This window comes from Streptomyces sp. NPDC026417, assembly GCF_055567695.1.
In genome coordinates this window covers 1-26,596 of the sequence record NZ_JBVHPY010000005.1, presented here as the reverse complement: position 1 = coordinate 26,596, position 26,596 = coordinate 1, and the positions used below count along the sequence as shown (strand labels likewise).

The window sequence follows — 26,596 nt, the reverse complement described above, 5'->3', positions numbered from 1 at the left end:
GGTCGTGCCGGCCGGTTGGCCGGTTGGCGGCTGGTACCGGGTTCTTTTCGTCCCGAGGCCCCTTCGCTCTGGCCGTCCCCGGTCGGGGACAAACAGAAGGGCCGCGGATCCCGGGTGGGGTTCCGCGGCCCTGAAGGCGCCGGCCTGATCGAGGATCAGGCTGGATCGCTCCAGGGTTCAGGCCCACGGAAGGCCCACATCGTGTGGTGCTGCTTGGTCTGCTTCAGGGATCCGGCACCGGCGGCCGCAAAGGCATAGGTCCGCGCCTGTGCCGTTACTGCTTCCAGTGCCTGGATCGGTCGCTCATTGCGCTCACGGATGGGAAGACCCGTGAGAGACACGACGGACGCCGGACGGACGGCAGAGATGCCGGACAGACCGGTGCCCAGGTTCGAGACGCCGAGCGAGCAGGTGGAGACGACCGAGGGATCGGTCATTTTGACGGAGCTGGTGGAGCTGACGTTGATGCTGATCACTGGAATCGCCTCCTCTCGGCGTCTATGGGGACCGGGATGAACCGGTCCGACGGTTGTTAAGTACAGCACGAAACCAGGGCCTCGGAGAAGGCCGCCGTTTCCGTGTTAAGAACCTATGGGGATCGCTGGGGCATGCGCAAACTATTTTCTCGACGAGTTTGAATCAATCAACTTCCTCGTCCCCTCCGGGTTCGCGACCTGCACAGATGGCCAGAACGTCGGCTCCGAACCGGTTGAGCTTGCGCACTCCGACCCCGGGGATCCGCGCCAGCTCTCCCTCGTCGTCGGGCACGGACTCGGCGATCGCCATCAGCGTCTTGTCCGTGAAGACGCAGAAGGCCGGCTGCCCGCTGCGCTGCGCCTGCTCCGCCCGCCACTCCCGCAACCGCTCGTAGAGCCCCTCGTCCATGTCGGAGGGACAGTCCTCGCAGCGCATCAGCTTCATCTCACCGGCGTCCGTGAGCGTGCGACCGCAGACCCGGCATCTGGCCGGGGTCCGGCTGGTGCGCCGCACCGCGCTGCCGCCCGTGCTCCCGATGCCGCGCTCGACGCCTCCGGCGCCCGCCGCACCACTGCGGCCGGCGGTGGCGACGGAGCCCGGGCGCAGCCCGTCGAGGAAGCGACTGGGCCGCCGGTTCGCCCGGCCGCCGGGCGAACGGGACAGCGCCCAGGAGACGAACAGGTGCTCTCTGGACCGGGTGACACCGACATAGAGGAGACGGCGCTCCTCCTCGATCTGCTCCTCGGTCTTTGCGTAGGTGATCGGCATCATCCCCTCGGCGACGCCGACCAGGAAGACGACGTCCCACTCCAGGCCCTTCGCCGAGTGCAGCGAGGCGAGCGTGACGCCCTGCACGGTGGGGGCGTGCTGGGAACCGGCGCGTTCGTCGAGCTCCGCCACCAGATCGCTCAGGGTGGCGTCGGGTTTGGCCGCCGCGAAGTCCTGCGCCAGGTTCACCAGGGCGGCCAGCGATTCCCAGCGCTCCCTGACCGCTCCCGATCCGGCGGGCGGCTGATTCGACCAGCCCTCGCCGGACAGCACCGCGCGCACCTGCGAGGGGAGGTCGACCACGTCGTCCAGCAGGGAGTCGTTGCCGCCGAAGCGGGCCGCGCCGCGCAGGGCGACGCCCGCCTTGCGCACCTCGGGGCGGTCGAAGAAGCGCTCCGCACCGCGCAGTTGGTAGGGCACTCCGGCATCGGCCAGGGCCTGCTCGTAGGTCTCCGACTGGGAGTTCGTGCGGAACAGGATCGCGATCTCCGCCGCGGGGACCCCGGAGGCGATGAGCTCGCGGATGCGGCGGGCCGCGCCCTCGGCCTCGGCGGGCTCGTCCGTGTATTCGGCGTAGACGGGTTCCGGGCCGGGGCCGCGCTGGGAGACGAGCTCCAGGCGGTGGTCGGCCGCACGGCCGCGGGCCTGCGCGAGCAGTCCGTTCGCCAGATGGACGACCTGGGGCGAGGAGCGGTAGTCACGGACGAGCTTGACGACCGTGGCTCCGGGGTGGCGGGTGCGGAAGTCGAGAAGGTGGTCGGGGGTTGCACCGGTGAACGAGTAGATCGTCTGGCTGGCGTCGCCCACCACACAGAGGCTGTCGCGCTCGCCGAGCCACAGCTCCAGGAGGCGCTGCTGGAGGGGGCTGACGTCCTGGTACTCGTCGACGACGAAGTGCTGGTACTGGGAGCGGACCTGCTCGGCGATGTCGTGCCGGTCCTGCAGGATGGCGACGGTCAGCAGCAGGACGTCCTCGAAGTCGATGACCGCGCGGTCGCGCTTGAGGTCCTCGTACGTCGAGTAGAGCTGGGCGATCTCGGCCGGGTCGCGCGGGGTCTCGCGGCCGGTCTTGGCGGCCGCGGCCGCGTAGTCACCGGGGACGGTCTGGGTGACCTTGGACCACTCGATCTCGGCGGTCACGTCCCGCAGCTCGCCCCGGTCGAGCCGGATGCGGCAGGCGGCCGCCGCGTCCGCGACGAGCTGGACCTTGCGGTCGATGATCCGGGGCATGCTGCCGCCGACGGCTTTCGGCCAGAAGTACTGGAGCTGGCGCAGGGCGGCCGAGTGGAAGGTGCGGGCCTGGACACCGGAGGCGCCGAGCTGACGAAGACGGCCGCGCATCTCTCCCGCGGCGCGGTTGGTGAACGTGACGGCGAGCACGCTGGAGGGCTGGAGGATCCCGGCACGCACTCCGTAGGCGATGCGGTGGGTGATCGCCCGCGTCTTGCCCGTACCGGCCCCGGCCAGCACGCACACCGGACCGTGCAGGGCGGTCGCGACCTCGCGCTGCTCGGGGTCGAGCCCGTCGAGCACCGCGTCGGCCGTGTCCGGTACCCGAGGGAAAAGGGTGGAGTGCGTTGCTGCTGTCACACCGCCATGCTGCCAGGTCGCCGGAGACGGGAGAGCCGGTTGTCCACAGGGGGGCGCATGCAGTCGTACGAATGCGGCAGGCGTCACAGCCGTGGTGCGGCGGCCGTGCGGCGGGGATCACATCCGCCGGCGCCGGGCGGTGGCCCGATCCCGGCGCTCGCCCGGAGTCGCACTGGGGCGCCGGCGGGAATGGCGGCCCGGTCACGTACGTTCCACTCACTGCCAACCGCACCCCTGCCGTGAAGGAGCACAACAGACATGCCGGGCACTGTGACGATGTACAGCACCACGTGGTGCGGCTACTGCCGCCGGCTCAAGAGCCAGATGGACCGGGAGGGCATCACGTACAACGAGATCAACATCGAGCAGGACCCGGAGTCCGCCGCGTTCGTGGAGAAGGCGAACGGCGGGAACCAGACGGTTCCGACCGTCCTCTTCCCGGACGGGTCGACGCTCACGAACCCTTCGCTGGCGCAGGTCAAGCAGAAGATCGGCGCGTAGGCGCGGCGCCGTCGGCACGCGGCCTGACGGCCGCGGCCGACGCGGGCGCACTGCCCGGGGCGGGGGTCAGAGTGCCGGACCGCCCGGACGGGGCAGGGGCTTTCCGTACCAGAGCTCGATCAGTCGCGCCGCGATGGAGATGCCGTACGGCGGCAGCACCTCACCGGACTCGAAGGCGGTGCGCAGGTCCTCACGGGAGAACCAGCGCGCCTCCTCGATCTCGTCGCCGTCGACGTTGATCTCCGACGACGTGGCACGGGCCATGAACCCCAGCATCAGGCTGGAGGGGAAGGGCCAGGGCTGGCTGGCGACGTACTCGACCTCGCCGACCGTGACGCCGGCCTCCTCGAAGACCTCGCGGCGCACCGACGTCTCGATGGACTCCCCGGGCTCGACGAAGCCCGCGAGCGTCGAGAAGCGCCCTTCGGGCCAGTGCACCTGACGGCCGAGGAGGATGCGGTCGTCGTCGTCCGTGACCGCCATGATCACGGCCGGGTCGGTGCGCGGATAGTGCTCGGCGCCGCAGGCCGGGCAGCGGCGGATGTGACCGGCCGCCGCAATGACCGTGCGCTCGCCGCAGCGCGAGCAGAAGCGGTGCAGCCGCTGCCAGTTCTCCAGGGCGACGGCGTGCACCATCAGGCCCGCGTCCCGCGGTGACAGGAGCAGCCCCGCCTCGCGCAGCCCCGCCGGCCGCGCTGACTGGTCGATCCGCCCCGGCAGCGCGTCCTTCTGGAGGGCGAAGTAGCTCACGCCGTCGTCGTCGGTGCCCAGGAAGTAGCGGTGCGCCTCGGTGAGCGGGGCCTCGAAGGACGGCGTCATGACGAGCTCGGTGCTGCCGTCCGCCGTCTCGTCGATGAGGACCTGACCGCCGGAGACCACGAAGACGCGGGTGGTGGGGTGGCTCCATGCCGCCGCCAGCCAGGCCTCGTCGAGCCGGTGGTGGGCGGCGCGGTCGATGCCGCTCGGAGCGGTGAGCGAGATGGGACGGTCGGCGGTGTGGTCGGTCCAGGTGGTCACGGGTGCTTCCAACTCCCCCGAAGGAACGGATATGTCGACGGGCGGTGCGGCAGGGGCTGCGGCGGGACGGGTGCGGAGCTCGGTCTTCAGCGCGTGGCCGGCCCTGTTCAGTGTGCCTCGCCCCAGTTCTCGGCCAGGTCGCCCCAGAGGTGTGCGGTGGTCTCGACGCCCTTCAGCAGCAGATCGAGTTCCACTTTCTCGTTCGGGGCGTGCCATCCGTCCGACGGGACCGAGATGCCCAGGAAGAGCACGGGTGTCGCCAGGACTTCCTGGAGGTCGGCGGCGGGGCCGGAGCCGCCCTCGCGGGTGAAGCGGACGGGCTGCTCGAAGGCGAGGCCCATGGCGCGTACGACGGACTGCAGAGCCGGGTGGTCGAGCGGGGTCAGACAGGGGCGGGTCGCCGAACCGAACGTGATCTCGTGCCGGATCCCGGCGGGCAGCTGATCGGCCGCCCAGGCGCGCACGGCCTTCTCGACATGGTCCGGGTCCTGTCCCGCGACCAGGCGGAAGGAGAGCTTCACCATGGCGGAGGACGGGATGATCGTCTTGCTGCCGGGGCCCTGGTAGCCGCCGCCGATGCCGTTGACCTCGGCGGTCGGACGGGCCCAGATGCGCTCCAGGGTGGTGTGCCCGGCCTCTCCGTGGGTCGCTGCGGACTTCGCCGTGCTCAGCCACCGCTGCTCGTCGAAGGGCAGCTCGGCGAAGAGCTCGCGCTCGCGGTCGGTGAGTTCGACGATGCCGTCGTAGAAGCCGGGCACCGCCACGCGCGCGTGCTCGTCGTGGAGCGCGGCGACCAGGCGGGCGGCTGCGGTGGCCGGGTTCGGCACGGCGCCGCCGAAGGAGCCGGAGTGGATGTCCTGCTCGGGCCCGTACAGCGCGATCTCGCACTCGGCCAGACCTCGCATGCCCGTACACACCGTGGGGGTGTCCTCGGACCACATGCCGGTGTCGGAGACGATCACCGCGTCCGCGGCGAGCCGCTCCGCGTGCTGCTCCACGAGGGCGCGGAAGTGCGGCGAGCCGGACTCCTCCTCGCCCTCGACGAGCATCTTGAGGTGCACCGCCGGGGCGCTGCGTCCGGTGGCGGCGAGGTGGGCACGGACGCCGAGTGTGTGGAAGAACACCTGCCCCTTGTCGTCGGCCGCCCCGCGCGCGTAAAGCCGGTTGCCGCGGATCACCGGCTCGAACGGCTCGGTGTCCCAGCCGTCCTCGCGGGCGGCGGGCTGCACGTCGTGGTGCCCGTAGACGAGGACGGTGGGTGCCTGCGGGTCGTCCGAGGGCCACTCGGCGAACACGGCCGGAGCGCCCGGCGTCTCCCAGACCTCGCTGGTGGGGAAGCCGGTCTCCCTGAGTTTGGCGGCGAGCCAGTCGGCGCTGCGGGCCACGTCCGCGGCGTGGTCGGGCTGTGCCGACACCGAGGGGATGCGCAGCCACTCCGCGAGGTCGTCGAGGAAGGGCGCGCGGTGCGCAGCGATGTACGTGCGGACGGCGCTGACAGCGCTGTCAACGGGCTTGCTCATGCTCACGAGCCTATCGGCCCGCACCGACATGCTCGTCCGGCGGATCCTCCGGGGCCCCTTCGGCGGGCTCCTCGGCCGACTCCTCCAGGAGCAGCCGCTCCAGCGCCGCCCGGTCGGGGAGCCCGTCCAGGTGGACGACCTCTCCGCTGCGCACATACAGGAACGTGGCCCTGACCGACTCCAGGGGCACGCCCTGCTGCTCGGCCCAGGCCACCCGGTACACGGCGAGCTGGAGGGGATCCGCGGTGCGCGTGCGGCTCGTCTTCCAGTCGACGATCTCGTACGTGGTTCCGTCGCCGTCGTCCTCCCGGTAGACGGCGTCGATGCGGCCGCGCACGACGCGTCCGGCGACGGCCAGTTGGAAGGGGCACTCGACGCGGTACGGGGTGCGGTGGGCGTACGGGCTGCGTTCGAAGGCCTCCTTGAGGGCCTCCAGGTCACGTTCGTCGGCGATCTCGGCCTCGCTGCCGGGCAGCTCGTCCGGCTCCAGCATCGGCAGCCGCAGCGCTTCGAAGCGGGACTCGACCCAGGCGTGGAAGCGGGTGCCGCGACGGGCGGCGGGCTGGGGCGGGCGCGGCATCGGGCGGGCGAGTTCCTGGGCGAACCCGTCCGGATCGGCGGCCAGGCGCAGCAGCTGTGAGGCGGTGAGCGAGGCGGGCAGGGGTACGTCGGTGACGCCCGCGCGCGCCCGCAGGAGCTCGCCGGTGAGCGCGTCGAGGTCGCGGTCCCAGGAGGCGAGGATCCGGGCTTCCTCCGGGGTGAGGGGCATGCTTCCGGGCCCCGCGCCGTGGTCGGAGTCCTCGTCAGGGTCGGGGTCGGCCGGGTGGGAACGGGCATGGGGGATGGCGGGCCGGCGGGCGTCGGAACGCCCGTCCACCTGCTCCTGGTCCCGCTCCGGGGTGAGCGGGGCACGGGCGTGAGGCGTCCCCGGGGGCCGTTCGGTCGTCCAGGAGTCCCAGTCGGAGGCGCCTTCTCCGAAGGGGTCCTCCCCGGGGTCGCCGTCCATGCCGAGGAGCTCGTCCTCCTCCGGCGGAGGCGGCCAGTCCGGATCGTCGTGCGAGGAGGGGTCGTGGACGGCTTCGGGCCGCGCGGCTCCCGGATGGGCCTCGTCATGGGACGCGATGCGTTCCAGGTGCGCCAGCACGGTCTCCGCGGCCGCGCGCCGCCGAGCGAGGGCGGCGTCGTCCAGCGGGAGGGGCCACGCGTGGTCGGCGGCGGCCTCGTGCAGGGCCGGGTTCTCCTCGCCCTCCGCGGGTTCGTCCGCCCAGACCTCGGTCTCGCCGTACCCGGACGCGCAGTGGTCCTGCAGGGCCTGCAGGAAGTCCGACGGGCCCCGCGGGCGCTTCTGCGAGGGGCCCCACCAGTGGCCGGAGCCGAGCAGCAGGGAGCGGGGGCGGGTGAACGTGACGTAGCCGAGGCGGAGTTCCTCGGTGTGCTGGTGGTCCTTCATGGCCTCGTGGAAGGCCTTCATGGCCCTGGCGTCCCAGGCGTCGACGTCGGGCAGCGTGTCGGCGTCGCCGCGCAGTGCGTGCGGCAGGACCTTGCCCTGGGCGGTCCACTTCTCACGGCCCTGGGTGCTGGGAAAGGTCCCGGTGACCAGGCCCGGCACGGCGACGACGTCCCACTCCAGTCCCTTGGACTTGTGGGCGGTGAGCACCTTGACGGTGTTCTCGCCGCCGGGGAGGGCGTTGTCGAGGCCCTTCTCGTACTGCGCGGCCGTTCGCAGGAAGCCGAGGAAGGCCAGCAGGGTCGCCTCGCCGTCGCCGGCCGCGAAGGACGCGGCCACGTCCAGGAAGTTGGAGAGGGTCTCGCGGCGGCGGGCGGCCAGGGCGTGCGGGGACGCCGACAGTTCGACCTCCAGGCCGGTGACGGCGAGCACGCGGTGCAGGACGTCCATCAGGGGGTCGGACAGCGAGCGCCGCAGGTCGCGCAGTTCGGCGGCCAGGCGCGCGAACCGCACCCGGGCGTCCGGCGAGAACGGCAGCCCGTCGTCCGCCGCCTCGGCCCCGAGCGGCGTCTCCAGGAACGTGTCGAGGGCATCCGCCAGCGATATCACCTCGGCGGGGTCGACCCCTTCCACGGCGGCGGCGAGCCGGCGGTCGCGGTCCTCGTCGTCCCCGCGCGCGTGGGACACCAGCAGGCGGGCGCGCCGCCCCAGGAGTGCGAGATCGCGCGGGCCGATCCGCCAGCGCGGTCCGGTGAGCAGGCGCACGAGAGAGGCATTGGCGCCGGGGTCCTGGAGCACTTCGCAGACCGCGACCAGGTCGGCCACCTCGGGCAGGTGCAGCAGTCCGGAGAGGCCCACCACCTCGACCGGGACGTCCCGCGCGACGAGCGCGCCCTGGATCTCGGCGAAGTCGGCCGCCGTGCGGCACAGCACGGCGATCTCCCCGGGCGCCTTCCCGGTGCGTACGAGATGGGCGATCGAGTCGGCGAGCCAGTCCAGCTCCTCGGCGTGAGTGCGCAGCAGTGCGCAGCGGACCATGCCGTCGCGCTCGGCCCCGGGGGCGGGCCGGAGCGCTTCCACGCCCGCGTGCATCGCCCGCAGGGGCTCCGCGAGGCCGTTGGCGAGGTCCAGGAGGCGACCGCCGCTGCGGCGGTTCTCGCTCAGGGACTGACGCACGGCGGTACGGCCGTCGGCGTGCGCGAAGTGTTCGGGGAAGTCGTCCAGGTTGGCGACGGAGGCGCCGCGCCAGCCGTAGATCGCCTGGCAGGGGTCGCCGACGGCGGTCACCGGGTGGCCGGTGCCGCCCCCGAACAGGCCGGCCAGGAGGACGCGCTGGGCCACCGAGGTGTCCTGGTACTCGTCGAGCAGGACCACACGGAACTCGTCCCGCAGGATCTCGCCGACTTCCGGACGCGTGCGGGCGAGGGTCGCCGAGAGGGCGATCTGGTCGCCGAAGTCGAGCAGGTCGCGCTCGCGCTTGGCGGCGCGGTACCGGGTGACCAGTTCGGTGAGCTCGCGCCGCGCCGCGGCCGCTTCGGGGACCTTGCGCAGGTCGGCGTTGGTGAGGGCGGCGCCCTCCAGCGAATGCAGCAGCCCGGCGTCGTACGCCCGCAGCTCCTCGGGCTGTACGAGATGTTCGGCGAGCTCGGAGTCGAGCGTGAGGAGATCGCTGACCAGGTCGGGGAAGGAGCGCGTCAGGGCCGGGTAGGGGCCGGGGGCCTCCCGGAGCACCCGCGCGGCGAGCTGGTAGCGCGTGGCGTCGGCCAGGAGGCGGGCGGTGGGTTCGAGCCCGATGCGCAGACCGTGGTCGGTCAGCAGACGGCCCGCGAAGGCGTGGTAGGTCGAGATGACCGGCTCGCCCGGCGGGTTGTCCGGGTCGATGACGTCGGGGTCGGTGACGCCCGCCTTGATCAGTGCCTTGCGGACGCGCTCGGCGAGTTCACCGGCCGCCTTGTTGGTGAACGTGAGGCCGAGGACCTGTTCCGGGGCGACCTGTCCGGTGCCGACCAGCCAGACGACGCGGGCGGCCATCACCGTGGTCTTGCCCGAGCCGGCTCCGGCCACGATCACCTGCGGGGCGGGCGGTGCGGTGATGCACGCCGTCTGCTCCGGGGTGAAGGGGATGCCCAGGAGCTCCTTGAGCTGCTCGGGATCGGTGATACGGGCTGGCACGTCAGAGAGGCTAGCGGCGCCCACTGACAGCGGAGACCGCATCGCCCGACGGGACGGAAGAAGCGCTGGTCAGCTCGGGAGGTGCGGTATGTCACTCGGGCCGCGTGCGTCGCCGGGCGCCGGGCAGCCCGTCACCGGGTGGCCACCGCCGGCAGCGGGGAGACCGCTCGGGGCCCCGGGTTGCGCGGCCCCGTCACTCGATCACCTGCCGCCCCTCCGGCCGGGCGCTGCACGACGCCCGGAACGCGCAGTGCGTGCAGTGCTGCCCCGTGGACGGCGTGAAGCGTTCGTCGAGGACCTTGCCCGCGGCCGTCGCGAGGAGATCGCCGACCCACTCCCCCGTGAGCGGCTCCTGCGCCTGCACCTTGGGGAAGGCCTCCCCGCCGTTCTTCTTGGCGGCGCCCTGCCGCAGCTGGACGAGTTCCGCACCGCCGGGCTCCGGACGCTCGCCGTCGAAGACCTCGTCGACGGCGCCCTGGTTCACGGCCAGCTGATAGACGGCGAGCTGCGGGTGCCGGGCGACGTCGGCGGCGCTCGGAGCCTGCTTGCCGGTCTTGAAGTCGACCACGTAGGCGCGGCCCTCGGTGTCCGTCTCGACGCGGTCCATGGAGCCCCGGATGCGCACTTCGTAGGAGCCGGCCTCCAGGGTCACGTCGAAGTCGTGCTCGCTGGCGACCGGCGTCCGGCCCGCCCGGTCCATGACGTGCCACTTGAGGAAGCGTTCGAGCGCCACGCGCGCGTGCTCCTTCTCCTGCGACGACTTCCAGGGCGCGTCGAAGGCGAGCGCGTTCCACACCGAGTCGAGCCGCTCCATGAGCACGTCGAGGTCGGCGGGGGTGTGTCCGGACGCCACCTCGTCGGCGAGGACGTGCACCACGTTGCCGAATCCCTGGGCGGCCGTCGCGGGCGCGTCCGCCTTCACCTCGCGGCCCAGGAACCACTGCAGGGCGCAGGTGTTGGCGAGTTGGTCCAGGGCGCTTCCGGAGAGCACGACGGGATGGTCGCGGTCGCGCAGCGGCACCTTGCTCTCGGTCGGCTCGTACATGCCCCACCATCGGTAGGGATGCGCGGACGGCACCAGCGGACGGCCGTCCTCGTCGCCGAGCGCGGCGAGTTTCGCCAGGCGGCGGGCCGCGGCCTCCCGGAGGGTGTCGGAGACGCGCGGGTCGACGGTGGTCGCCCGCAGTTCGGCCACCAGGGCGGCCACGGACAGGGGACGGCGCGGGCGGCCCGTCACGTCCTTGGGCTCGACGCCGAGCTCGGTGAGGAAGCGGGACGGCTGGTCCCCGTCGTCGGCCGGGGCCTTCACGGCGGTGACGACGAGGCGTTCCCGCGCGCGGGTGGCGGCCACGTAGAACAACCGGCGTTCCTCGGAGAGGAGCGCTCCCGGCGTCAGCGGCTCGGCGAGGCCGTCGCGTCCGATGCGGTCGGCCTCCAGCAGGGAGCCCCGGCGGCGCAGGTCGGGCCACAGGCCTTCCTGGACGCCGGCGACGACGACGAGCCGCCACTCCAGCCCCTTGGAACGGTGCGCGGTCATCAGGCGTACGGCGTCGGCGCGTACGGCCCGGCGGGTGAGGGTGTCGGCGGCGATGTCCTGGGCCTCGATCTCCTCGAGGAAGTTGAGGGCGCCGCGGCCTCCGATCCGTTCCTCGGCGCGGGCCGCGGTCGCGAACAGCGCGCAGACGGCGTCGAGGTCGCGGTCGGCGTTGCGCCCCGCGGCGCCGCCGCGCCGGGCGGACCGCTCCAGCCGCTGCGGCCACGGAGTGCCCTCCCACAGATCCCAGAGGGCCTCCTCCGCCGTCCCGCCGCCGGCGAGCCGTTCCCTGGCCTTGCGCAGCAGCGCGCCCAGCCGCTGGGCCCCTCGGGCGTACGCCGGGTCGTGCGCCACCAGCCGTTCCGGCTCGGCCAGCGCACGCGTCAGCAGTTCGTCGGAGGGCGGCGGCACGTGGTTGCCGCCGGCGCGTTCCTCCTCGCGCAGCGCCCGGCCCAGCCGTCGGAGGTCGGCGGCGTCCATGCCGGCGAGGGGCGAGGCGAGCAGGGTGAGCGCCGTCTCGGCGTCGAGCCAGCACCCGCCGGGACGGGGTGCGGACGGGTCGGGCTCGGCGGTGACGTCCGTATCCGTCCCGGATTCCGCGGAATCCGCGGATCCGTCGCCGCCCCCGACGGACTCCGCCTCCGCTGCCGCCACCGCCTTGAGTGCCGTGAGCAGCGGGGCCACCGCCGGTTCGTGGCGCAGCGGCAGGTCGTCACCGTCGATGTCCAGGGGAACGCCGGCGGCCGTGAGGGCGCGTCGGACCGCGGGGATGGTGCGCGCGCCCGCGCGCACCAGGACGGCCATCTCGCCCCAGGGGACCCCGTCCTCCAAGTGGGCCCTGCGGAGGATGTCCGCGATGTTGTCCAGCTCCGTGCCCGCCGTCGGATACGTGTAGACCTCGACCCGCCCGCCGCCGCGCACCGGGGTGAGCTCGCGGTGGGCACGGACCTTCTCCGCCGGCAGCCGGGTCAGCGGCATGCGCTGGGTGACCAGGCGGGTGGCCCCGAGCAGGTCGGCACCCGAGCGGCGGGACGTCCGGAGGACCTCCACCGGTGCCGGACGACCGTCCACGCGCGGGAAGGCGTGCGGGAACTCGAGGATGCCGTTCACGTCGGCGCCCCGGAACGCGTAGATCGACTGGTCCGGGTCTCCGAGGGCCACCAGGGTGCGGCCGCCTCCGGCGAGGGCGTGCAGCAGCCGGACCTGCGCGGGGTCGGTGTCCTGGTACTCGTCCACGTAGACCGCGTCGTACTGGGTGGCCAGCCGTTCGGCGATCTCCGTCCGTCCGGCGAGCAGCACCGCGCGGTGGACGAGTTCGGCGTAGTCGAGCACTCCCTGCATGTCGAGGACGTCGAGGTACTCGGCGAGGAAGGCGGCGGCCGCGCGCCAGTCCGGGCGGCCGATGCGGTGGGCGAAGGCGTCCAGGGCGTCGGGGCCGAGGCCCAGCTCGCGGCTGCGGGCGAGCACCGCGCGGACCTCGTCCGCGAACCCGCGGGTGGTCAGACAGGCGCGCAGTTCGTCCGGCCAGCGCACATGCGCGAGGCCGAGCCGCTCGAGGCCGGGCTGGCCCGCGAGCAGCTCGCGCACCGCCACGTCCTGTTCCGGACCGGAGAGCAGCCGCAGGGGCTCGACGAACAGGTCGCTGTCCTGGTGGGCCCGGACGAGGGCGTAGCAGTACGAGTGGAAGGTGGTCGCCCGGGGGGCGCGCGCGGCTCCGATGCGCAGCGCCATGCGGTCGCGCAGCTCCACGGCGGCCTTGCGGCTGAAGGTCAGCACCAGGATGCGCTGCGGGTCGCCGCCGCGGGCGATGCGGGCGGCCACGGACTCGACGAGCGTCGTCGTCTTGCCCGTGCCGGGACCCGCCAGGACGAGGAGCGGGCCGCCCCTGTGGTCAACCACCGAACGCTGTGCTGCGTCCAGACGAGGGGGGTCGGGACGGGCCGGCGGGGTACGCACCAGTCGGTAAGCGCCACGGGTCCCCTGGCGCACCTGGTGGTGCGACAGGCGCCTGAGGGAAGAAGAGGAGCTCACGTGGTTCGCCGGTCCTGGTGGTTGTGCGATCGGTCACTGCCGGCGCCGGGCGCCGTCGTTCGGAGGTGGTGGTCGGGCGTCGGGTGCGCGGACCGCCGGGTGCGGCGGGCGGTGGCCGCGGGGTGAGGGAGAGACGCCTCGTCGACGCCACGTCCGTGGACACCGGGGAAGACGCTACGCCCGTGCACCCCGTGGAAGGAGGGCTTCCCCTTCTTCCCGTGGGCCCCGTGCGTCCCTCGCTGCTCGAACGTACGGCATGCCGCGCAGGTGCCCGGCTTACCCCGTACGGGCCACCGGTGCCCCCTTCGCCCCTCGGATGCCGGAAGCTGTCAGGTGTGACCCTCCGCGCGCTCGGCCCCGTCCCATCTCGCCCGTCTCATGTCGACGCGCGGCAGATGGCCCTCGGCGGCCCGGCCGGCCTCCTTCAGGGGCGTGCCCTCCGCGCGGTAGTGGCCGAGCGCCTCCAGCTCGTGGCCCGGGAGCAGCACCCCGTCCGCGCGTATGACGCGCCACCAGGGCGCGACTCCCCCGTAGAGGGACATCACCCGGCCCACCTGACGGGGGCCGCCCTCGTCCAGCCATTCGGCGACGTCCCCGTACGTCATGACGCGCCCCGCCGGGATCAGCTCGGCGACGTCGAGCACCCGCTCCGCGTACTCCGGCAGGGCGTCCGCCGGAAGGCTCTCCTCGCTCATCCGTCCCATCCTGCCGCACGGCACCGACAATGGGACATGGCAACCGCGGTGCGGCCGGCTCGCCCCCGAGCCCCGCTTCCGGCAGACTGTGCGGCCCCGTATTGCACCCTCCTGCCCCCGTGTACCGGCAGGGCATGCCACCATCGTGCGGGCGGTGACAGGTGATACGAGATCAAGAAGAGACGATGAAGCAGCAGGGTGTGCACCCCGAAGACGCGGAGGGCACCTCTGAGGCTCCGTCGCGCCCGGACACCGGTGGAGCGGACGCCCGGGGCGCCGAGAACGCGTCCGACGGCGTGACCGCGCGGGACGCCGACTGCGCCGAGGACGCCCACAACGACGAGGTCGAGGGCGACGAACCGCTGCTCCCCGCGCGCGTGCACCGCCCTTCGGACCTGATGCGCCTCCTGGTGGGCATCCTCGCGATCGTGGTGCTCCTCGCCATCGCCGCGTTCGCCCACGGCACGACCTCGGGACTCGAACAGGACATCAACAAGGGCACCGGCCAGGCGCCCGATCTGCTGATCAAGATCGCAGGTCTGGCGTCGAGCATCGCGATCCTGCTGGTGCCGGTCGCCTTCGCCATCGAGCGGCTGATCAAGCGGGACGGCCTGCGCATCGCCGACGGTGTGCTCGCCGCGGTCCTCGCGCACGGTGTGACACTCGCCACCGACCTGTGGGTCGCCAAGGCCGCCCCGAGTTCCATCCAGGAAGCGCTCACCCAGCCGTCCCCCGGTGACATCCACGCCCTCACCGACCCGGTGCACGGCTATCTCGCGCCCGTCATCGCCTACATGACCGCCGTCGGCATGTCGCGCCGCCCGCGCTGGCGTGCCGTGCTGTGGGTGGTGCTGCTCCTCGACGCCTTCTCGATGCTGGTCACCGGGTACACGACACCGTTCTCGATCATCCTGACGGTGCTGATCGGATGGACGGTCGCCTACGGAACGCTGTACGCGGTCGGCTCGCCGAACGTGCGGCCGACCGGCCGGACACTGATGGCAGGCCTGCGGCACGTCGGCTTCCACCCCGTGAGCGCCGCCCGCGACGAGGCGCCGGACACCACCGACAACGGAGACCGCGGCCGTCGCTACTTCGTCACCCTGGAGGACGGCGCACCCCTGGACGTCACGGTCGTCGACCGGGAACAGCAGGCGCAGGGCTTCTTCTACCGCGTGTGGCGCCGGCTGACGCTGCGCGGCATCACCACGCGCCGCAGCCTGCAGTCCCTGCGCCAGGCACTGGAGCAGGAAGCGCTCCTCGCGTACGCGGCGATCGCGGCCGGTGCCAACGCCCCGAAGCTGATCGCCACCTCGGAACTCGGCCCCGACGCCGTGATGCTCGTCTACGAGCACACGGGCGGCCGGACCCTCGACTCGCTGTCCGACGACATGATCACCGACGATCTCCTGCGGGACACCTGGCACCAGGTCCAGGCGCTCCAGTCGCGGCGCATCGCGCACCGCAGGCTCGCGGGCGACGCCATTCTGGTGGATCGTTCCGGCACGGTGATCCTCACCGACCTGCGCGGCGGTGAGATCGCCGCCGGCGACCTGGTGCTGCGCATGGACATCGCGCAGCTCGTGACCACACTCGGACTGCGGGTGGGCGCCGAGCGTGCGGTCGCCTCGGCGGTCGGCGTACTGGGCCCGGACGCGGTCGCCGACTGTCTCCCGCTGCTGCAGCCGATCGCCCTGACCCGCTCCACGCGCGCGACCCTGCGGAAACTGGCCCGGGAGCGCGCCCAGCGCGAGCGCGAGGCGGTGCTGGAGGCCTCCCGGCAGGACAAGATCGCCCGCACCGAGGAGCACCAGGAGCACACCGAGGCCGTTCCGGAGAAGCCCGGCAAGAAGGCCGTACGCGCCGAGCAGCGGGCCGAGAAGCGGGCGATCGACGACGCTCTGGAAGAGGCACGCGAGGAGGATCTGCTCACCCAGATCCGCCACCAGGTGCTGCTGATCAGACCGCAGGCGCCGGTCGAACCGGCCCGTCTGGAGCGCATCCGGCCGCGCACGCTGATCAGTTTCATCGCGGGCGCCATCGGCGCGTACTTCCTGCTGACGCAGCTGACCCACACGCCGTTCGGCACCCTCTTCGACACTGCCGAGTGGGGCTGGGTCGCCGCGGCCGTGCTGTTCTCGGCGCTGAGCTACTTCGCGGCGGCGATGAGCCTGCTGGGCTTCGTACCGGAGCGGGTGCCGTTCCTGCGGACCGTGGCCGCGCAGGTCGCCGGTTCGTTCGTGAAGATCGTGGCGCCCGCCGCGGTCGGCGGCGTCGCCCTCAACACCCGCTTCCTGCAGCGGGCCGGCGTCCGCCCCGGGCTCGCGGTGGCCAGCGTCGGCGCGTCCCAGCTGTTCGGGCTCGGCTGCCACATCCTGATGCTGCTGTCGTTCGGCTACCTGACCGGCACCGAGAAGACGCCCTCCCTGTCGCCGTCCCGCACCGTCATCGCCGGTCTGCTGACGGTCGCGGTCCTGGTGCTCGTGGTGACCTCGGTGCCCTTCCTGCGCAAGTTCGTCGTCACGCGCGTGAGGTCCCTGTTCGCCGGCGTCGTGCCGCGCATGCTGGACGTACTGCAGCGGCCGCAGAAGCTGATCACCGGCATCGGGGGCATGCTCCTCCTCACCGCCTGTTTCGTGATGTGCCTGGACGCGTCGATCAGGGCCTTCGGGCACGACGAGGCGACCACGCTCAGTCTCGCCAGCGTCGCAGTCGTCTTCCTCGCGGGCAACGCGCTCGGCTCGGCGGCGCCGACCCCGGGCGGCATCGGCGCGGTCGAGGCGACGCTGACCGTCGGCCTGATCGCCGTCGGCCTCCCCAAGGAGGTCGCGGCTCCCGCGGTGCTCCTCTACCGGCTCCTGACGCTGTGGCTCCCGGTGCTTCCAGGCTGGCTGTACTTCAACCACCTGACCCGCAAGGGCGCCCTCTAGGCGGGCTCGTACGAGTCGCCGGCCTCCTCACCCGCACGGCCCGCGCCCCGAGCGTCCCGTCCGGCGCGACCTCAGGATGGGATCATGCCGAACCCTCCCCGACTGCGCGCCGCTGCCCTGACCGCTGCCGCCGTACTGCTGTCGTCCCTGATGGCGGGCTGCAGCGACGACGACTCCTCCAAGGACGAGGATCTGACGGCTCAGAAGCTGAGCTGGAAGGAGTGCCCCGCGCCGTCCGAGTCGGAGGGCGGCGGCAACGCCCCGTCGCCGCTGCCGGGCGGCACGGAGTGGCAGTGCGCCACCATGAAGGCGCCGCTCGACTGGGACAAGCCCCAGGGCGACACGATCGGCATTGCCCTGATCCGGGCGCAGAGCAGTGGCGAGAAGAGCAGGCGCATCGGCTCGCTCATCTTCAACTTCGGCGGCCCCGGCGGCTCGGGCGTCACCACGCTGCCCGCGTTCGGCGAGGACTACGCGAAGCTGCGCACCCGCTACGACCTGGTGAGCTTCGACCCGCGCGGAGTCGGCCGCAGTGCGGGCGTGCTGTGCGAGGACGATCAGCAGCTCGACGAGTACTTCCAGCAGGACGCGACGCCGGACGACGCGGCCGAGCGCACCGAGCTGCTCGACAACACCAAGCAGTTCAACGCCGCCTGCGAGAAGAACTCGGGCAGGACGCTCCCGCACGTGCGGACCACCGACGCGGCCCGCGACATGGACCTGATGCGGCAGGTGCTGGGCGACGACAAGCTGTACTACTTCGGGGTGTCCTACGGCACCGAGCTGGGCGGTGTGTACGCGCACCTGTTCCCCGGGAAGGTGGGCCGGGCCCTCTTCGACGCGGTCGTCGATCCGACGCAGACCCCGGAACAGGGCTCGCTCGGACAGGCCGAGGGCTTCCAGCTCGCGCTCGACAACTACGCCGAGGACTGCACCTCGAAGCTGGAGGACTGCCCGGTCGGCGACTCCCCGCAGGACGTCAAGGACCGCATCGCGAAGCTGCTCGCGGACCTGGACCGCAAGCCGATCCCCGGCGTCTTCCCCCGCGAACTGACCCAGACCGCGGCGACCAGCGGCATCGCACAGGCCCTGTACTCCAAGGACTTCTGGGAGTACCTCACCCAGGGCCTGGAGCAGGCGTACGACGGTGACGGCAAGGTGCTGATGCTGCTGTCCGACTCGATGAACGGGCGCAACGAGGACGGCCAGTACAGCAACATCACCGCGGCGAACGTCTCCATCAACTGCGCGGACGACAAGCCGCGTTACACGACCGGCGACGTGGAGGCGAAGCTGCCGGAGTTCCGGGCCGCCTCTCCCCTGTTCGGCGACTTCCTGGCCTGGGGCATGATCAGCTGCAGCGACTGGCCGGTGGCGGGCGCGGCCGACCACCCCGACGTGAGCGCGCCCGGCTCGGCACCGATCCTGGTCGTCGGCAACACCGGCGACCCGGCCACCCCGTACGAGGGCGCGAGGAAGATGGCGGACGCGCTGGGTGCGAAGGTCGGCGTCGAGCTGACGTACAAGGGCCAGGGGCACGGCGCCTACGACAGCGGGAACAAGTGCGTCCACAACGCGGTCGACGGCTATCTGCTCCAGGGCAAGGTGCCTCCGGCCAACACGATCTGCTCCTAGAAATCCCCAGGTCAGAGCGTTATCCACAGGGCCAATCGGGCGTCGGGCGCAGCCGCCTACTATGGCGTGCATGTGATCCGCGACTTCGGGCGGACCACTGGCGAGGGGGATGCACATGACACGTTTCGCACGATGGACGGCGGCGGCCGTCGCCGCACTGCTGGTGGCCGGATGCAGCAGCGGCACCTCCGGCGAGGACAAGGGCAGGGCCGGCGGGAAGGACCGCACCGACTCGTCGGCCACCGCGTCCTCCGGCGAGCGGGCCCCGCTGCCCTCCTCGCTGACCTCGCAGCGCCTGGACTGGGGCCGCTGCAAGGGCAGGTCGGACCTGCCCGCCCCGGGCAGCGCCTGGCAGTGCACGACGCTCAAGGTTCCCCTGGACTACGCCGAGCCGTCCGGCCGGACCATCGACCTCGCACTGATCCGGGCGACCGCGACCGGCGGCCGGAGCAAGCGCCTCGGCTCGCTCGTCTTCAACTTCGGCGGCCCCGGCGCCTCGGGCGTCGCCACGATGCCGTCGTACGCCGGCGCGGTCTCGAAGCTTCACCAGCGCTACGACCTGGTGAGCTGGGACCCGCGCGGAGTGGCCGCCAGCGAGGGCGTGCGCTGCCGCGGCGACAAGGAGATGCAGGCCGCCGAGTCGGTGGACGCGACTCCGGACGACGCGACCGAGCAGCAGGCGTACCTGAAGGACGCGACGGACTTCGGCCAGGGCTGCCGGAAGAACGCCGGGCAGCTGATGTCGCACGTCTCCACGACCGACACCGCCCGTGACCTCGACCTCATGCGCCAGGTCCTCGGCGACCGGAAGATGCACTACTTCGGCATCTCCTACGGCACCGAGCTCGGCGGTGTGTACGCCCACCTCTTCCCCGGGAACGTGGGGCGCGTGGTGCTGGACGCCGTGGTCGACCCGAGCGCCGACACGGTGGGCCACGCGAAGAACCAGACCCGCGGCTTCCAGCGCGCCCTGGACGCCTATCTGAACTGGGCCGGGCAGGACCCGAAGCGGGGTTCCCGGAAGATCGTGGACCTGCTGAAGCGGATCGACGCCGAGCCGCTCCCGACGTCGACGGACCGCAAGCTCACGCAGACGCTGGCACTCACCGGAATCGTCCTGCCGCTCTACAGCAAGCAGTCCTGGCCCACCCTGTCCAGTGCCCTCAAGGCCGCCGAGAGCGGGGACGGTTCCCAGTTGCTCACGCTCGCCGACGGCTACAACGAGCGCGACGCCTCCGGGCACTACGGCACCACGACCCACGCCCAACGGGTCATATCGTGCCTGGACGACAAGCAGCGGCTGACGCCCGAGGAGTCGAAGAAGCTGCTGCCGGAGTTCGAGAAGATCTCGCCCGTCTTCGGGGCCTTCATGGGCTGGGACACGGCGGGCTGGTGCCACGACTGGCCGGTGGCCGGTCAGTACGACAACCCGGAGGTCGACGCGCCCGGGTCCGCCCCCGTCCTGCTCGTGGGAAACACCGGCGACCCGGCGACGCCCTACGAGGGTGCCCGCAAGATGGCCGACGAGCTGGGCAAGGACGTGGGCGTGCTCCTCACCTGGAAGGGCGAGGGCCATGGCGCGTACGGGAGTGGCAGCGACTGCGTCGACTCCACGGTGAACGGCTACCTGCTGGACGGGGCCGTGCCGAAGGACGGCAAGGTCTGCTCGTAGCGGGAGGGCACAGCGCCGTTCGGGCAACGGGAAGGGGCCCGGCACACGCGGTGCCGAGCCCCTTCCGGAAAGCCGGACGCCCGATGGACAGGCGGGGACGTCTAGTAGACCGGCTTGTCGGGCTCGATCTGGTTCACCCAGCCGATCACGCCGCCGCCGACGTGCACCGCGTCGGAGAAGCCCGCGGACTTCAGCACCGCGAGGACCTCCGCACTGCGGACACCCGTCTTGCAGTGCAGGACGATCTTCTTGTCCTGCGGAAGGCTCTCGAGGGCGGAGCCCATGAGGAACTCGTTCTTCGGGATCAGCCGGGCGCCGGGGATCGAGACGATCTCGTACTCGTTGATCTCGCGGACGTCGATGATGTCGATGTTCTCGCCGTCGTCGATCCACTCCTTGAGCTGCTTCGGAGTGATCGTCGAGCCGGCGGCCGCCTCCTGGGCCTCCTCGGACACGACGCCGCAGAAGGCCTCGTAGTCGATGAGCTCGGTGACGGTCGGGTTCTCGCCGCAGACCGCGCAGTTCGGGTCCTTGCGGACCTTGACCTGGCGGTACTGCATCTCCAGGGCGTCGTAGATCATCAGTCGGCCGACGAGCGGCTCGCCGATGCCCGCGAGGAGCTTGATCGCCTCGTTGACCTGGATGGAGCCGATGGACGCGCACAGCACACCCAGGACACCGCCCTCCGCGCAGGAGGGGACCATGCCGGGCGGCGGGGGCTCCGGGTAGAGGCAGCGGTAGCAGGGGCCGTGTTCGGACCAGAAGACCGAGGCCTGCCCGTCGAAGCGGTAGATGGAGCCCCACACGTACGGCTTGTCGAGCAGCACGCACGCGTCGTTGACCAGGTACCGGGTGGCGAAGTTGTCCGTGCCGTCCACGATCAGGTCGTACTGGCTGAAGATGTCCATCACGTTGTCGGCTTCCAGCCGCTCCTCGTGAAGGACCACGTTCACGTACGGGTTGATGCCCAGTACCGAGTCGCGCGCCGACTCGGCCTTCGAGCGGCCGATGTCGGCCTGGCTGTGGATGATCTGGCGCTGCAGGTTCGACTCGTCGACCTCGTCGAACTCCACGATGCCGAGCGTGCCCACGCCCGCGGCGGCCAGGTACATCAGGGCCGGCGATCCGAGGCCGCCGGCGCCCACACAGAGCACCTTGGCGTTCTTCAGCCGCTTCTGCCCGTCCATCCCGACGTCCGGGATGATCAGGTGGCGGGAGTACCTGCGGACCTCGTCTACGGTGAGCTCGGCAGCCGGCTCGACCAGGGGTGGCAGCGACACGGTTACTCCGTTAATCGGTCAATCAATGGGTGTCCCCCCGCTCGGGCGCAGCCGAGACCGGGGGAGGTCGTTCTCCCCGTAACACTGCCACGCCCTTCTTCATTCCGAGACACCCGTTCCGACTCGCGAGACGATCTCGTCCCAGTAGCCGGGCATGCTCTCCCAGGGGTCGACGCGGCCGCCGTGGTCCGTGCGGTCGGTGAAGTAGATCGTCGAGGCGCCCTGCCAGCGGGCGATGCGCAGGGCCTCTTCGAGGTGGCCGCGGGGCACGCCGTGCACGAAGTGGCAGAACCGCTCGGGCGGATAGTCGGCGGTCCACTCGGCGACCTGCGACCAGCGGTAGTCGCTCCAGGGGCCGGCGAAGGTCACCAACTGGTCTGCGTTCTCGGCGTATCCGGCATGGGGATGGGTGCCGTGGCCGAACACGATGTGAGCTTTGTCGCGCAGTGCCCGCAGCGTGGTCACCGTGCGGCGGACCTCGGGGAGCGCGGCACGCTCGGTGGGGCAGCGGTCCAGATAGAAGCCGTCGGTCCGGTACCAGTCGAGGTGGCGGTGCGCGTCGGAGACGAGTTCGCCGTGGCTGCGGGCGCCGTAGGCGGTGTCCAGGTGGCCGAGGACGCGGACACCGGCGTTGCGCAGCCGTCCCACCGCTTCGAGGCAGCGCGGGTCGGGGCGGGTGCCGGGGCCGTGGGCGACGTTCAGGACGACCCAGTGCAGGGGGGTGCCGGGGCGGGTCAGTTCGCCCCATTCCAGTGGGGCGACCAGGGGGTGCGCATAGCCCGGGATTCCGAAGCCGAGCCCCAGGCCGGTGCTCGCGGTGCCCGCCGCGGAGCGGGTCAGATACGGCATGCCGCCTCCATCCAGATGTCGGCGAGGGATTCCTCGAGATTGATGCGGGGCCGCCAGCCGAGCCGGTCGCGTGCGGTGCGGACATCTGCCTGCTGCCAACTGCCGCAGCCGTCCGGGTAGGGGAAGGCCGCGGGCACGTGGTCGGGTTCGCTGCGGGGGTGGACGACCGAGGGCCGCAGCGGTCCGGGCGGCCCGTCGAGTTCGTGCAGCGCACCGCCGTAGCCGGCCACCCGCGCGAGGACGGCGGCGGCGTCACGGAGGCGTACCGCACGGCCCGAGCCGATGTTGATGACACCCTGGGCGGCGGAGAGCGAGGCGGCGTGGACGGCGCGGGCCACATCGCGGACGTCGATGAAGTCCCGCTGGACACCCAGGCCGCCGAGCTTGAGTTCGCCGTCGCCGGACTGCATGGCGCGGCGCATGGCCTCGGCGAGGCGGCCGAGCGGGGATCCGGCGGGGGTACCCGGTCCCGCGGGCGAGAAGACGCGGAGCACGACGGCGTCGAGGCCCGAGCCGAGGACCAGTTCGGTGGCGGCCAGTTTGCTGACGCCGTAGGGGCCGCCGGGGCGCGGTACGGCGTCCTCCGCCGTGGAGGAGCCGGGCTGGCTCGGTCCGTACTCGGCGCCGCAGCCGATCTGCACGAGCCGCGCCCCGCAGCCGCTGCGGCGCAGGGCCTCGCAGACGGTGGCGACGGCGACGGTGTTGTGCCGGGTCAGTTCGCGGGCGCCGCCGCGGGTGGCGCCCGCGCAGTTGACGACGACCCCGGGGTGCACCGCGTCCAGGAAGCGGGTGAGCGCACCGGGGCTGCCCGAGGCGAGGTCGAACCGGACGTCGGCGTCGTCGCCGCGGCCGAGCGCGGTGAGCTGGACGGCCGGGTCGGCGAGCAGCCGGTCGGCGACGAAGCGGCCCAGGTATCCGTTGGCTCCGATCAGCAGGACCCTCATCGGGCGGCTCCCGGGGCGGACTCTCCGGTTCGGGAGGTGATCATCTGGCGTTCTCCTTCAGGGGTGGTGCCGTGGATCTGGAGTGGGTCCCGCGGTGTCGGCCCCGCGGGGGACAGGGGGTGTGCGGTCGGCCGGCGGCCGGCCTCACGGTGTCGCTCCGACCGGTGTGGCGTGGGCCGAGGCCCGGGTCAGAGTGCGGGTGGCGTGGATCAGCAGGACCAGGGCGGCCGTGCCGCAGACCGCGGCCGGGACGGCTCCGGGCCCCCCTGCCTCGACGAGGGTCTCGACCGGCGTGGCCACGAAGGAGCAGCCGGGGAGGCGGCCTGCGAAGACCGTGGACAGGGCGGTCGCCTCACCGGCTCCCGCGGCGGCGAGGACGACGGACGGGGCGTGGGTGAAGCCGTGCGCGGCGAGCAGCCGGGCGAGCAGGAGCAGGGCTCCGAGCGCCCCGGCTCCCCCATGGGCGGCGGGCTCGTCCAGCAGCGCCCCGCACAGGGCGAGCAGCGCGGCCAGGGAGCAGAGGAAGAGCCCGAACACGCCCAGGAGAAGGGGTTTCACGGAGGCCGCGAACTCCGCCAGGCCGCGGCTCGCGGTCAGCCTGCGGCGGGCGCGCACGGCGAAGAGGTGGGCGCACCAGGCCGCCGGGGCGCACGCCAGCGCGAGGGCCAGGACCGGTGCGGTGGCCGGGGGCCAGGTGGCGTCGGGGCCGCCCGCGATCCCGGCGCTCAGCAGGCCGTCGCCGAAGAGGGCGTACGCGAGAAGCCAGCAGATCCACGCGCGGGAGGAGCCGTGGTTCGGGGCGCCGAGGGGGCCGCGGCGCAGCGCCGCCCGCAGGCCGAGGGCGACGGCCAGGGCGCCGGCCGCGCCCACGGCCGGGCGCACCTGTCCGTCGGTGAGGCGCAGTCCGGCCACCGTGGCGGCGCAGAGGACACCCGGCACCAGGGCGAGCACGGCCCAACGGGCGGGCGCTGCGGTGGTGTCGGCCTGCTCGGGCGGCGCCGTCGGTTCGCCGTCGCGCGGTACACGGGCGTACATCTCCTCCGCCAGGGAGAACACGTCCCGGTGCCGGAAGCGCGCGGCCGTCCGGTCGGTGACGCCGTGCGCCTCCAGGCCCGCGGCGATCTCCAGCGGGTCCACGGCCCGCTCGCACAGGTCGCGATGCCGGTGCATCAAGGCCTTGACGGGGTCGACGGCGCCTCGGCGACCGGCCGCTTGGTGAGCGCCGCCGGTGCCGACCGCGCCCGCGGCCGCATCGCCACCGCTCAGCCCCACGCCACCGCTCAGCCCCACACCGCTGCTCGGTCTCACGCCCCCGTTCAGCCCCCTCCCGCTGCTCGACTCCACGCCACCGACGCCGCCGGCGTCCACACCCCGGCTTTCCGCACCCACGACGCGGCCACCGCCCAGTCCGGGGCCGACGCCGGTGCCCGCACCCCGACCCTCCGCACCCACCGCGGCGGCACCGCTCACGCCCACGGGGCGCACCTCGTCCACGCCGCCCGCACCCGAGCCGTCGGCGTCCGTGCTCCGGACGCCGTTCGCCCCGCCCGTCCCGGTCATCGCCCGCCCTCTCGCCCGGACACCGCGGACACCGCAGGGACCGCCGGGGCCGCGGGGACCGCGGGGATCACCGAGGCCACCGGCACGGCGGCTGCCGTCGGGACGGTCACCGTGGCGCGTACCGGAGCGCCCGCCGCCCAGCGCGGCCGGCCCGCGGCCATGAGCCGGGACTCGGTCCAGCGGCCGGGCACATGCGCCTCGGCCGGCACGCCGAACGGCAACGGCTCACCGGCCGCGTCGACGACGACACGGCGTACCGGGGAGTGCGAGACGATCTCCAGGTAAATGCCGTGAAATGCCATGATGTTCTGCTCGACGGTGAACAGTTCGAGGGCCCGGGCGCGAGCGGCGGCACCGAGGCGCTCACGGCGCTCGGGGTCGCGCAGCAATGTCACGCAGGCCTCGGCGAGCGCCCGCGGGTTGCGCGGGGGCACCACCAGTCCCGTACCGCCGATGACCTCGACGACCGCGCCCACGTCCGTGGAGACCGTGGCGCGCCCGCAGAACATGGCTTCGACCAGGCTGATCGGGAAGCCCTCCACGACGCTGGACAGGACGACCACGGCTCCCGCCGCGTACGCCTCCGCGAGGCTCGGGACCTCGGGGCCGCCGATCTCCTCGAAGGAGACGGGGTTGTCGCCGACCGCGTGCACGCCCTCCGCCTCGTCGGGGAAGAGCTGCGCGGCGAGCGCCCGGCAGTGGCCCAGGTAGGCCGTGCTCTCGGCACCGGCGGCGGCTCCGACGATCCGCAGCCGCGTCTTCGGCTCCTCCTTGCGGATCTCGGCGAAGGCGTGGAGCAGGGAGATCAGATCCTTGGCGGGCTCGATGCGGCCGACCCAGACCAGGGTGTCCGGGTCCGCGGCGCCGGCCGCGTCCTCACCGACGTCCGCGAAGCGGGAGGCGTCCATGCCGGGGTAGACCGTGCGCAGCTTGGCCCGGTCGGCGCCGCAGCGCTCCTGCCAGCGGCGGGCGTGCGTGTTGCCGGGCGTGATGAAGGCGGCCCGGCGGTAGACCTCGGCGGCCAGCCTGCCGTGGAAGGCGGCGAGCAGCGACCGGACCGCGGGCGGCGCCTGACCGGACGCCAGGTAGTGGGCCCGCAACGGGACTCCGTACTCGGTGACCAGCAGCGGCACGCCGTTGAAGTGCCGTGCGAGTAGTCCGGGGAGCGCGGCGGAGCCGCCGGCGGCGGCGTGGCACAGGTCGACCGAGCCGAGCCCGTCGTCCTCGTACCAGTCGAGGGAGAGGGGGCGCAGGGCGCGTTCGAAGTGCGCGGCGACGGCGAGCAGGTCGGGCACCCGGGCCGTGCGCGCCGCCCTGAGTGCACCCGGCGCACGGCAGGCGCTCTCCAGGGCGCGTACGGCGGCCTCCGAGCGCAGGGAGCCGACCAGGCCGCCCTCGTCGCGGGCGAGTTCCGCGAGGGCGTAGAGGGCCGTGCCGAAACGGTCCGCCTCAAGGCCGACGGACGTCTCCGGGGCATCGGGACCGCCCGTGCCGCCGGCGCCCGCCGGCTCCCCGCAGACGACCGCCGCCAACTCGCCGTACGCGTCGGCGAAGCGCCTGCGCGCCCGCCGTCCGTAGACCACGCCGTCGTCCTCGGCGGTCCAGAGCGGAGCCGTTCGCACGCGGCTGACCTGGGGCGGCAGTTCGATCCAGCCCTCGTCCTCCTGCTGCTCGCTGCGACTGAGCGCGTAGATGTCGAACTCGTGCTGCCCGAGCCCGCGTACGAGCCGGTCGCACCAGAGCCTGGCGTCACCGCTCACATACGGATAGCCACCCTCCGTAAGCAGTCCGATGCGCACGAGTGCACCCCCGATCTCCCGTATGGGGAGCCGCCGTTGGCTCGGCGGCTCGCAGCGGGACGAACGTATGCGGACATGGCGGTGGGGGGGGGGGGGGGGGGGGGGGGGGGGGGGGGGGGGGGGGGGGGGGGGGGGGGGGGGGGGGGGGGGGGGGGGGGGGGGGGGGGGGGGGGGG

The 26,596-nt window shown here is 72.7% G+C and carries 16 protein-coding genes; 4 read left to right on the top strand and 12 right to left on the bottom strand.

Annotated elements, in window-relative coordinates:
- Nucleotides 1-155 precede the first annotated feature (155 nt).
- Together ACZ4NT_RS09660 and ACZ4NT_RS09655 are read right to left on the bottom strand one after the other, a co-directional pair.
- The gene (locus ACZ4NT_RS09660; RefSeq protein WP_121405856.1) at nt 156-476 is read right to left on the bottom strand and encodes a hypothetical protein; all 321 of its coding nucleotides are present in this window, start codon (nt 474-476) and stop codon (nt 156-158) included.
- Between the two features lie 163 nt (nt 477-639).
- The gene (locus ACZ4NT_RS09655; protein ID WP_467724539.1) at nt 640-2,922 is read right to left on the bottom strand and encodes an ATP-dependent DNA helicase UvrD2; all 2,283 of its coding nucleotides are present in this window, start codon (nt 2,920-2,922) and stop codon (nt 640-642) included.
- A 171-nt stretch (nt 2,923-3,093) separates the two neighbouring features.
- Between ACZ4NT_RS09655 and ACZ4NT_RS09650 the strand changes: the two genes are divergently transcribed.
- Nucleotides 3,094-3,336 (top strand): mycoredoxin, encoded by a 243-nt coding sequence (locus ACZ4NT_RS09650; protein WP_045559070.1) that lies wholly within the window; start codon nt 3,094-3,096, stop codon nt 3,334-3,336.
- Nucleotides 3,337-3,402: 66 nt separating this feature from the next.
- On the opposite strand, the gene nudC is transcribed toward ACZ4NT_RS09650, so the two are convergent.
- The 5 genes from nudC to ACZ4NT_RS09625 form a co-directional block, all read right to left on the bottom strand.
- Nucleotides 3,403-4,353, bottom strand: a complete 951-nt coding sequence (nudC, locus tag ACZ4NT_RS09645; protein ID WP_183116998.1) for an NAD(+) diphosphatase — start codon at nt 4,351-4,353, stop codon at nt 3,403-3,405.
- A gap of 107 nt (nt 4,354-4,460) precedes the next feature.
- Nucleotides 4,461-5,873, bottom strand: a complete 1,413-nt coding sequence (locus tag ACZ4NT_RS09640) for a dipeptidase (protein ID WP_121405853.1) — start codon at nt 5,871-5,873, stop codon at nt 4,461-4,463.
- A 10-nt stretch (nt 5,874-5,883) separates the two neighbouring features.
- Nucleotides 5,884-9,534 carry a UvrD-helicase domain-containing protein gene (locus ACZ4NT_RS09635; protein ID WP_467724535.1) on the bottom strand — a complete coding sequence of 1,217 codons (3,651 nt, stop codon included), beginning with the start codon at nt 9,532-9,534 and terminating at the stop codon, nt 5,884-5,886.
- Nucleotides 9,535-9,685: 151 nt separating this feature from the next.
- Complete coding sequence (locus ACZ4NT_RS09630) at nt 9,686-13,057, bottom strand: ATP-dependent helicase (RefSeq protein WP_467724533.1); 3,372 nt, start codon at nt 13,055-13,057, stop codon at nt 9,686-9,688.
- Between the two features lie 329 nt (nt 13,058-13,386).
- Nucleotides 13,387-13,752: an MGMT family protein gene (locus tag ACZ4NT_RS09625; protein WP_467724531.1), complete on the bottom strand. Its 366-nt coding sequence runs from the start codon at nt 13,750-13,752 to the stop codon at nt 13,387-13,389.
- 185 nt (nt 13,753-13,937) lie between these two features.
- Here ACZ4NT_RS09625 and ACZ4NT_RS09620 point away from each other — a divergent pair, with 185 nt between their 5' ends.
- The 3 genes from ACZ4NT_RS09620 (at nt 13,938) to ACZ4NT_RS09610 (ending at nt 19,989) form a co-directional block, all read left to right on the top strand.
- Complete coding sequence (locus ACZ4NT_RS09620) at nt 13,938-16,682, top strand: lysylphosphatidylglycerol synthase transmembrane domain-containing protein (RefSeq protein WP_467724530.1); 2,745 nt, start codon at nt 13,938-13,940, stop codon at nt 16,680-16,682.
- An 84-nt stretch (nt 16,683-16,766) separates the two neighbouring features.
- Nucleotides 16,767-18,317, top strand: a complete 1,551-nt coding sequence (locus ACZ4NT_RS09615) for an alpha/beta hydrolase (RefSeq protein WP_121405848.1) — start codon at nt 16,767-16,769, stop codon at nt 18,315-18,317.
- Between the two features lie 115 nt (nt 18,318-18,432).
- Nucleotides 18,433-19,989, top strand: a complete 1,557-nt coding sequence (locus ACZ4NT_RS09610; protein ID WP_121406426.1) for an alpha/beta hydrolase — start codon at nt 18,433-18,435, stop codon at nt 19,987-19,989.
- Nucleotides 19,990-20,090: 101 nt separating this feature from the next.
- Here ACZ4NT_RS09610 and moeZ read toward each other — a convergent pair whose 3' ends face one another.
- The 5 genes from moeZ to ACZ4NT_RS09585 all read right to left on the bottom strand — a co-directional run bounded on the left by moeZ (nt 20,091) and on the right by ACZ4NT_RS09585 (nt 26,421).
- Nucleotides 20,091-21,269, bottom strand: coding sequence for an adenylyltransferase/sulfurtransferase MoeZ (moeZ, locus tag ACZ4NT_RS09605; RefSeq protein ID WP_121405847.1), 1,179 nt, complete (start codon nt 21,267-21,269; stop codon nt 20,091-20,093).
- A gap of 99 nt (nt 21,270-21,368) precedes the next feature.
- Nucleotides 21,369-22,118 (bottom strand): spherulation-specific family 4 protein, encoded by a 750-nt coding sequence (locus ACZ4NT_RS09600; RefSeq protein WP_467724527.1) that lies wholly within the window; start codon nt 22,116-22,118, stop codon nt 21,369-21,371.
- Nucleotides 22,106-23,062 (bottom strand): NAD-dependent epimerase/dehydratase, encoded by a 957-nt coding sequence (locus ACZ4NT_RS09595; RefSeq protein ID WP_121405845.1) that lies wholly within the window; start codon nt 23,060-23,062, stop codon nt 22,106-22,108. Before ACZ4NT_RS09595 ends, ACZ4NT_RS09600 begins: the two co-directional genes overlap by 13 nt.
- 144 nt (nt 23,063-23,206) lie before the next feature.
- Nucleotides 23,207-24,622 (bottom strand): hypothetical protein, encoded by a 1,416-nt coding sequence (locus tag ACZ4NT_RS09590; protein ID WP_467724525.1) that lies wholly within the window; start codon nt 24,620-24,622, stop codon nt 23,207-23,209.
- Complete coding sequence (locus ACZ4NT_RS09585) at nt 24,619-26,421, bottom strand: DUF3492 domain-containing protein (RefSeq protein WP_467724523.1); 1,803 nt, start codon at nt 26,419-26,421, stop codon at nt 24,619-24,621. The genes ACZ4NT_RS09590 and ACZ4NT_RS09585 overlap by 4 nt, the downstream gene beginning before the upstream one ends.
- Nucleotides 26,422-26,596 lie beyond the last annotated feature (175 nt).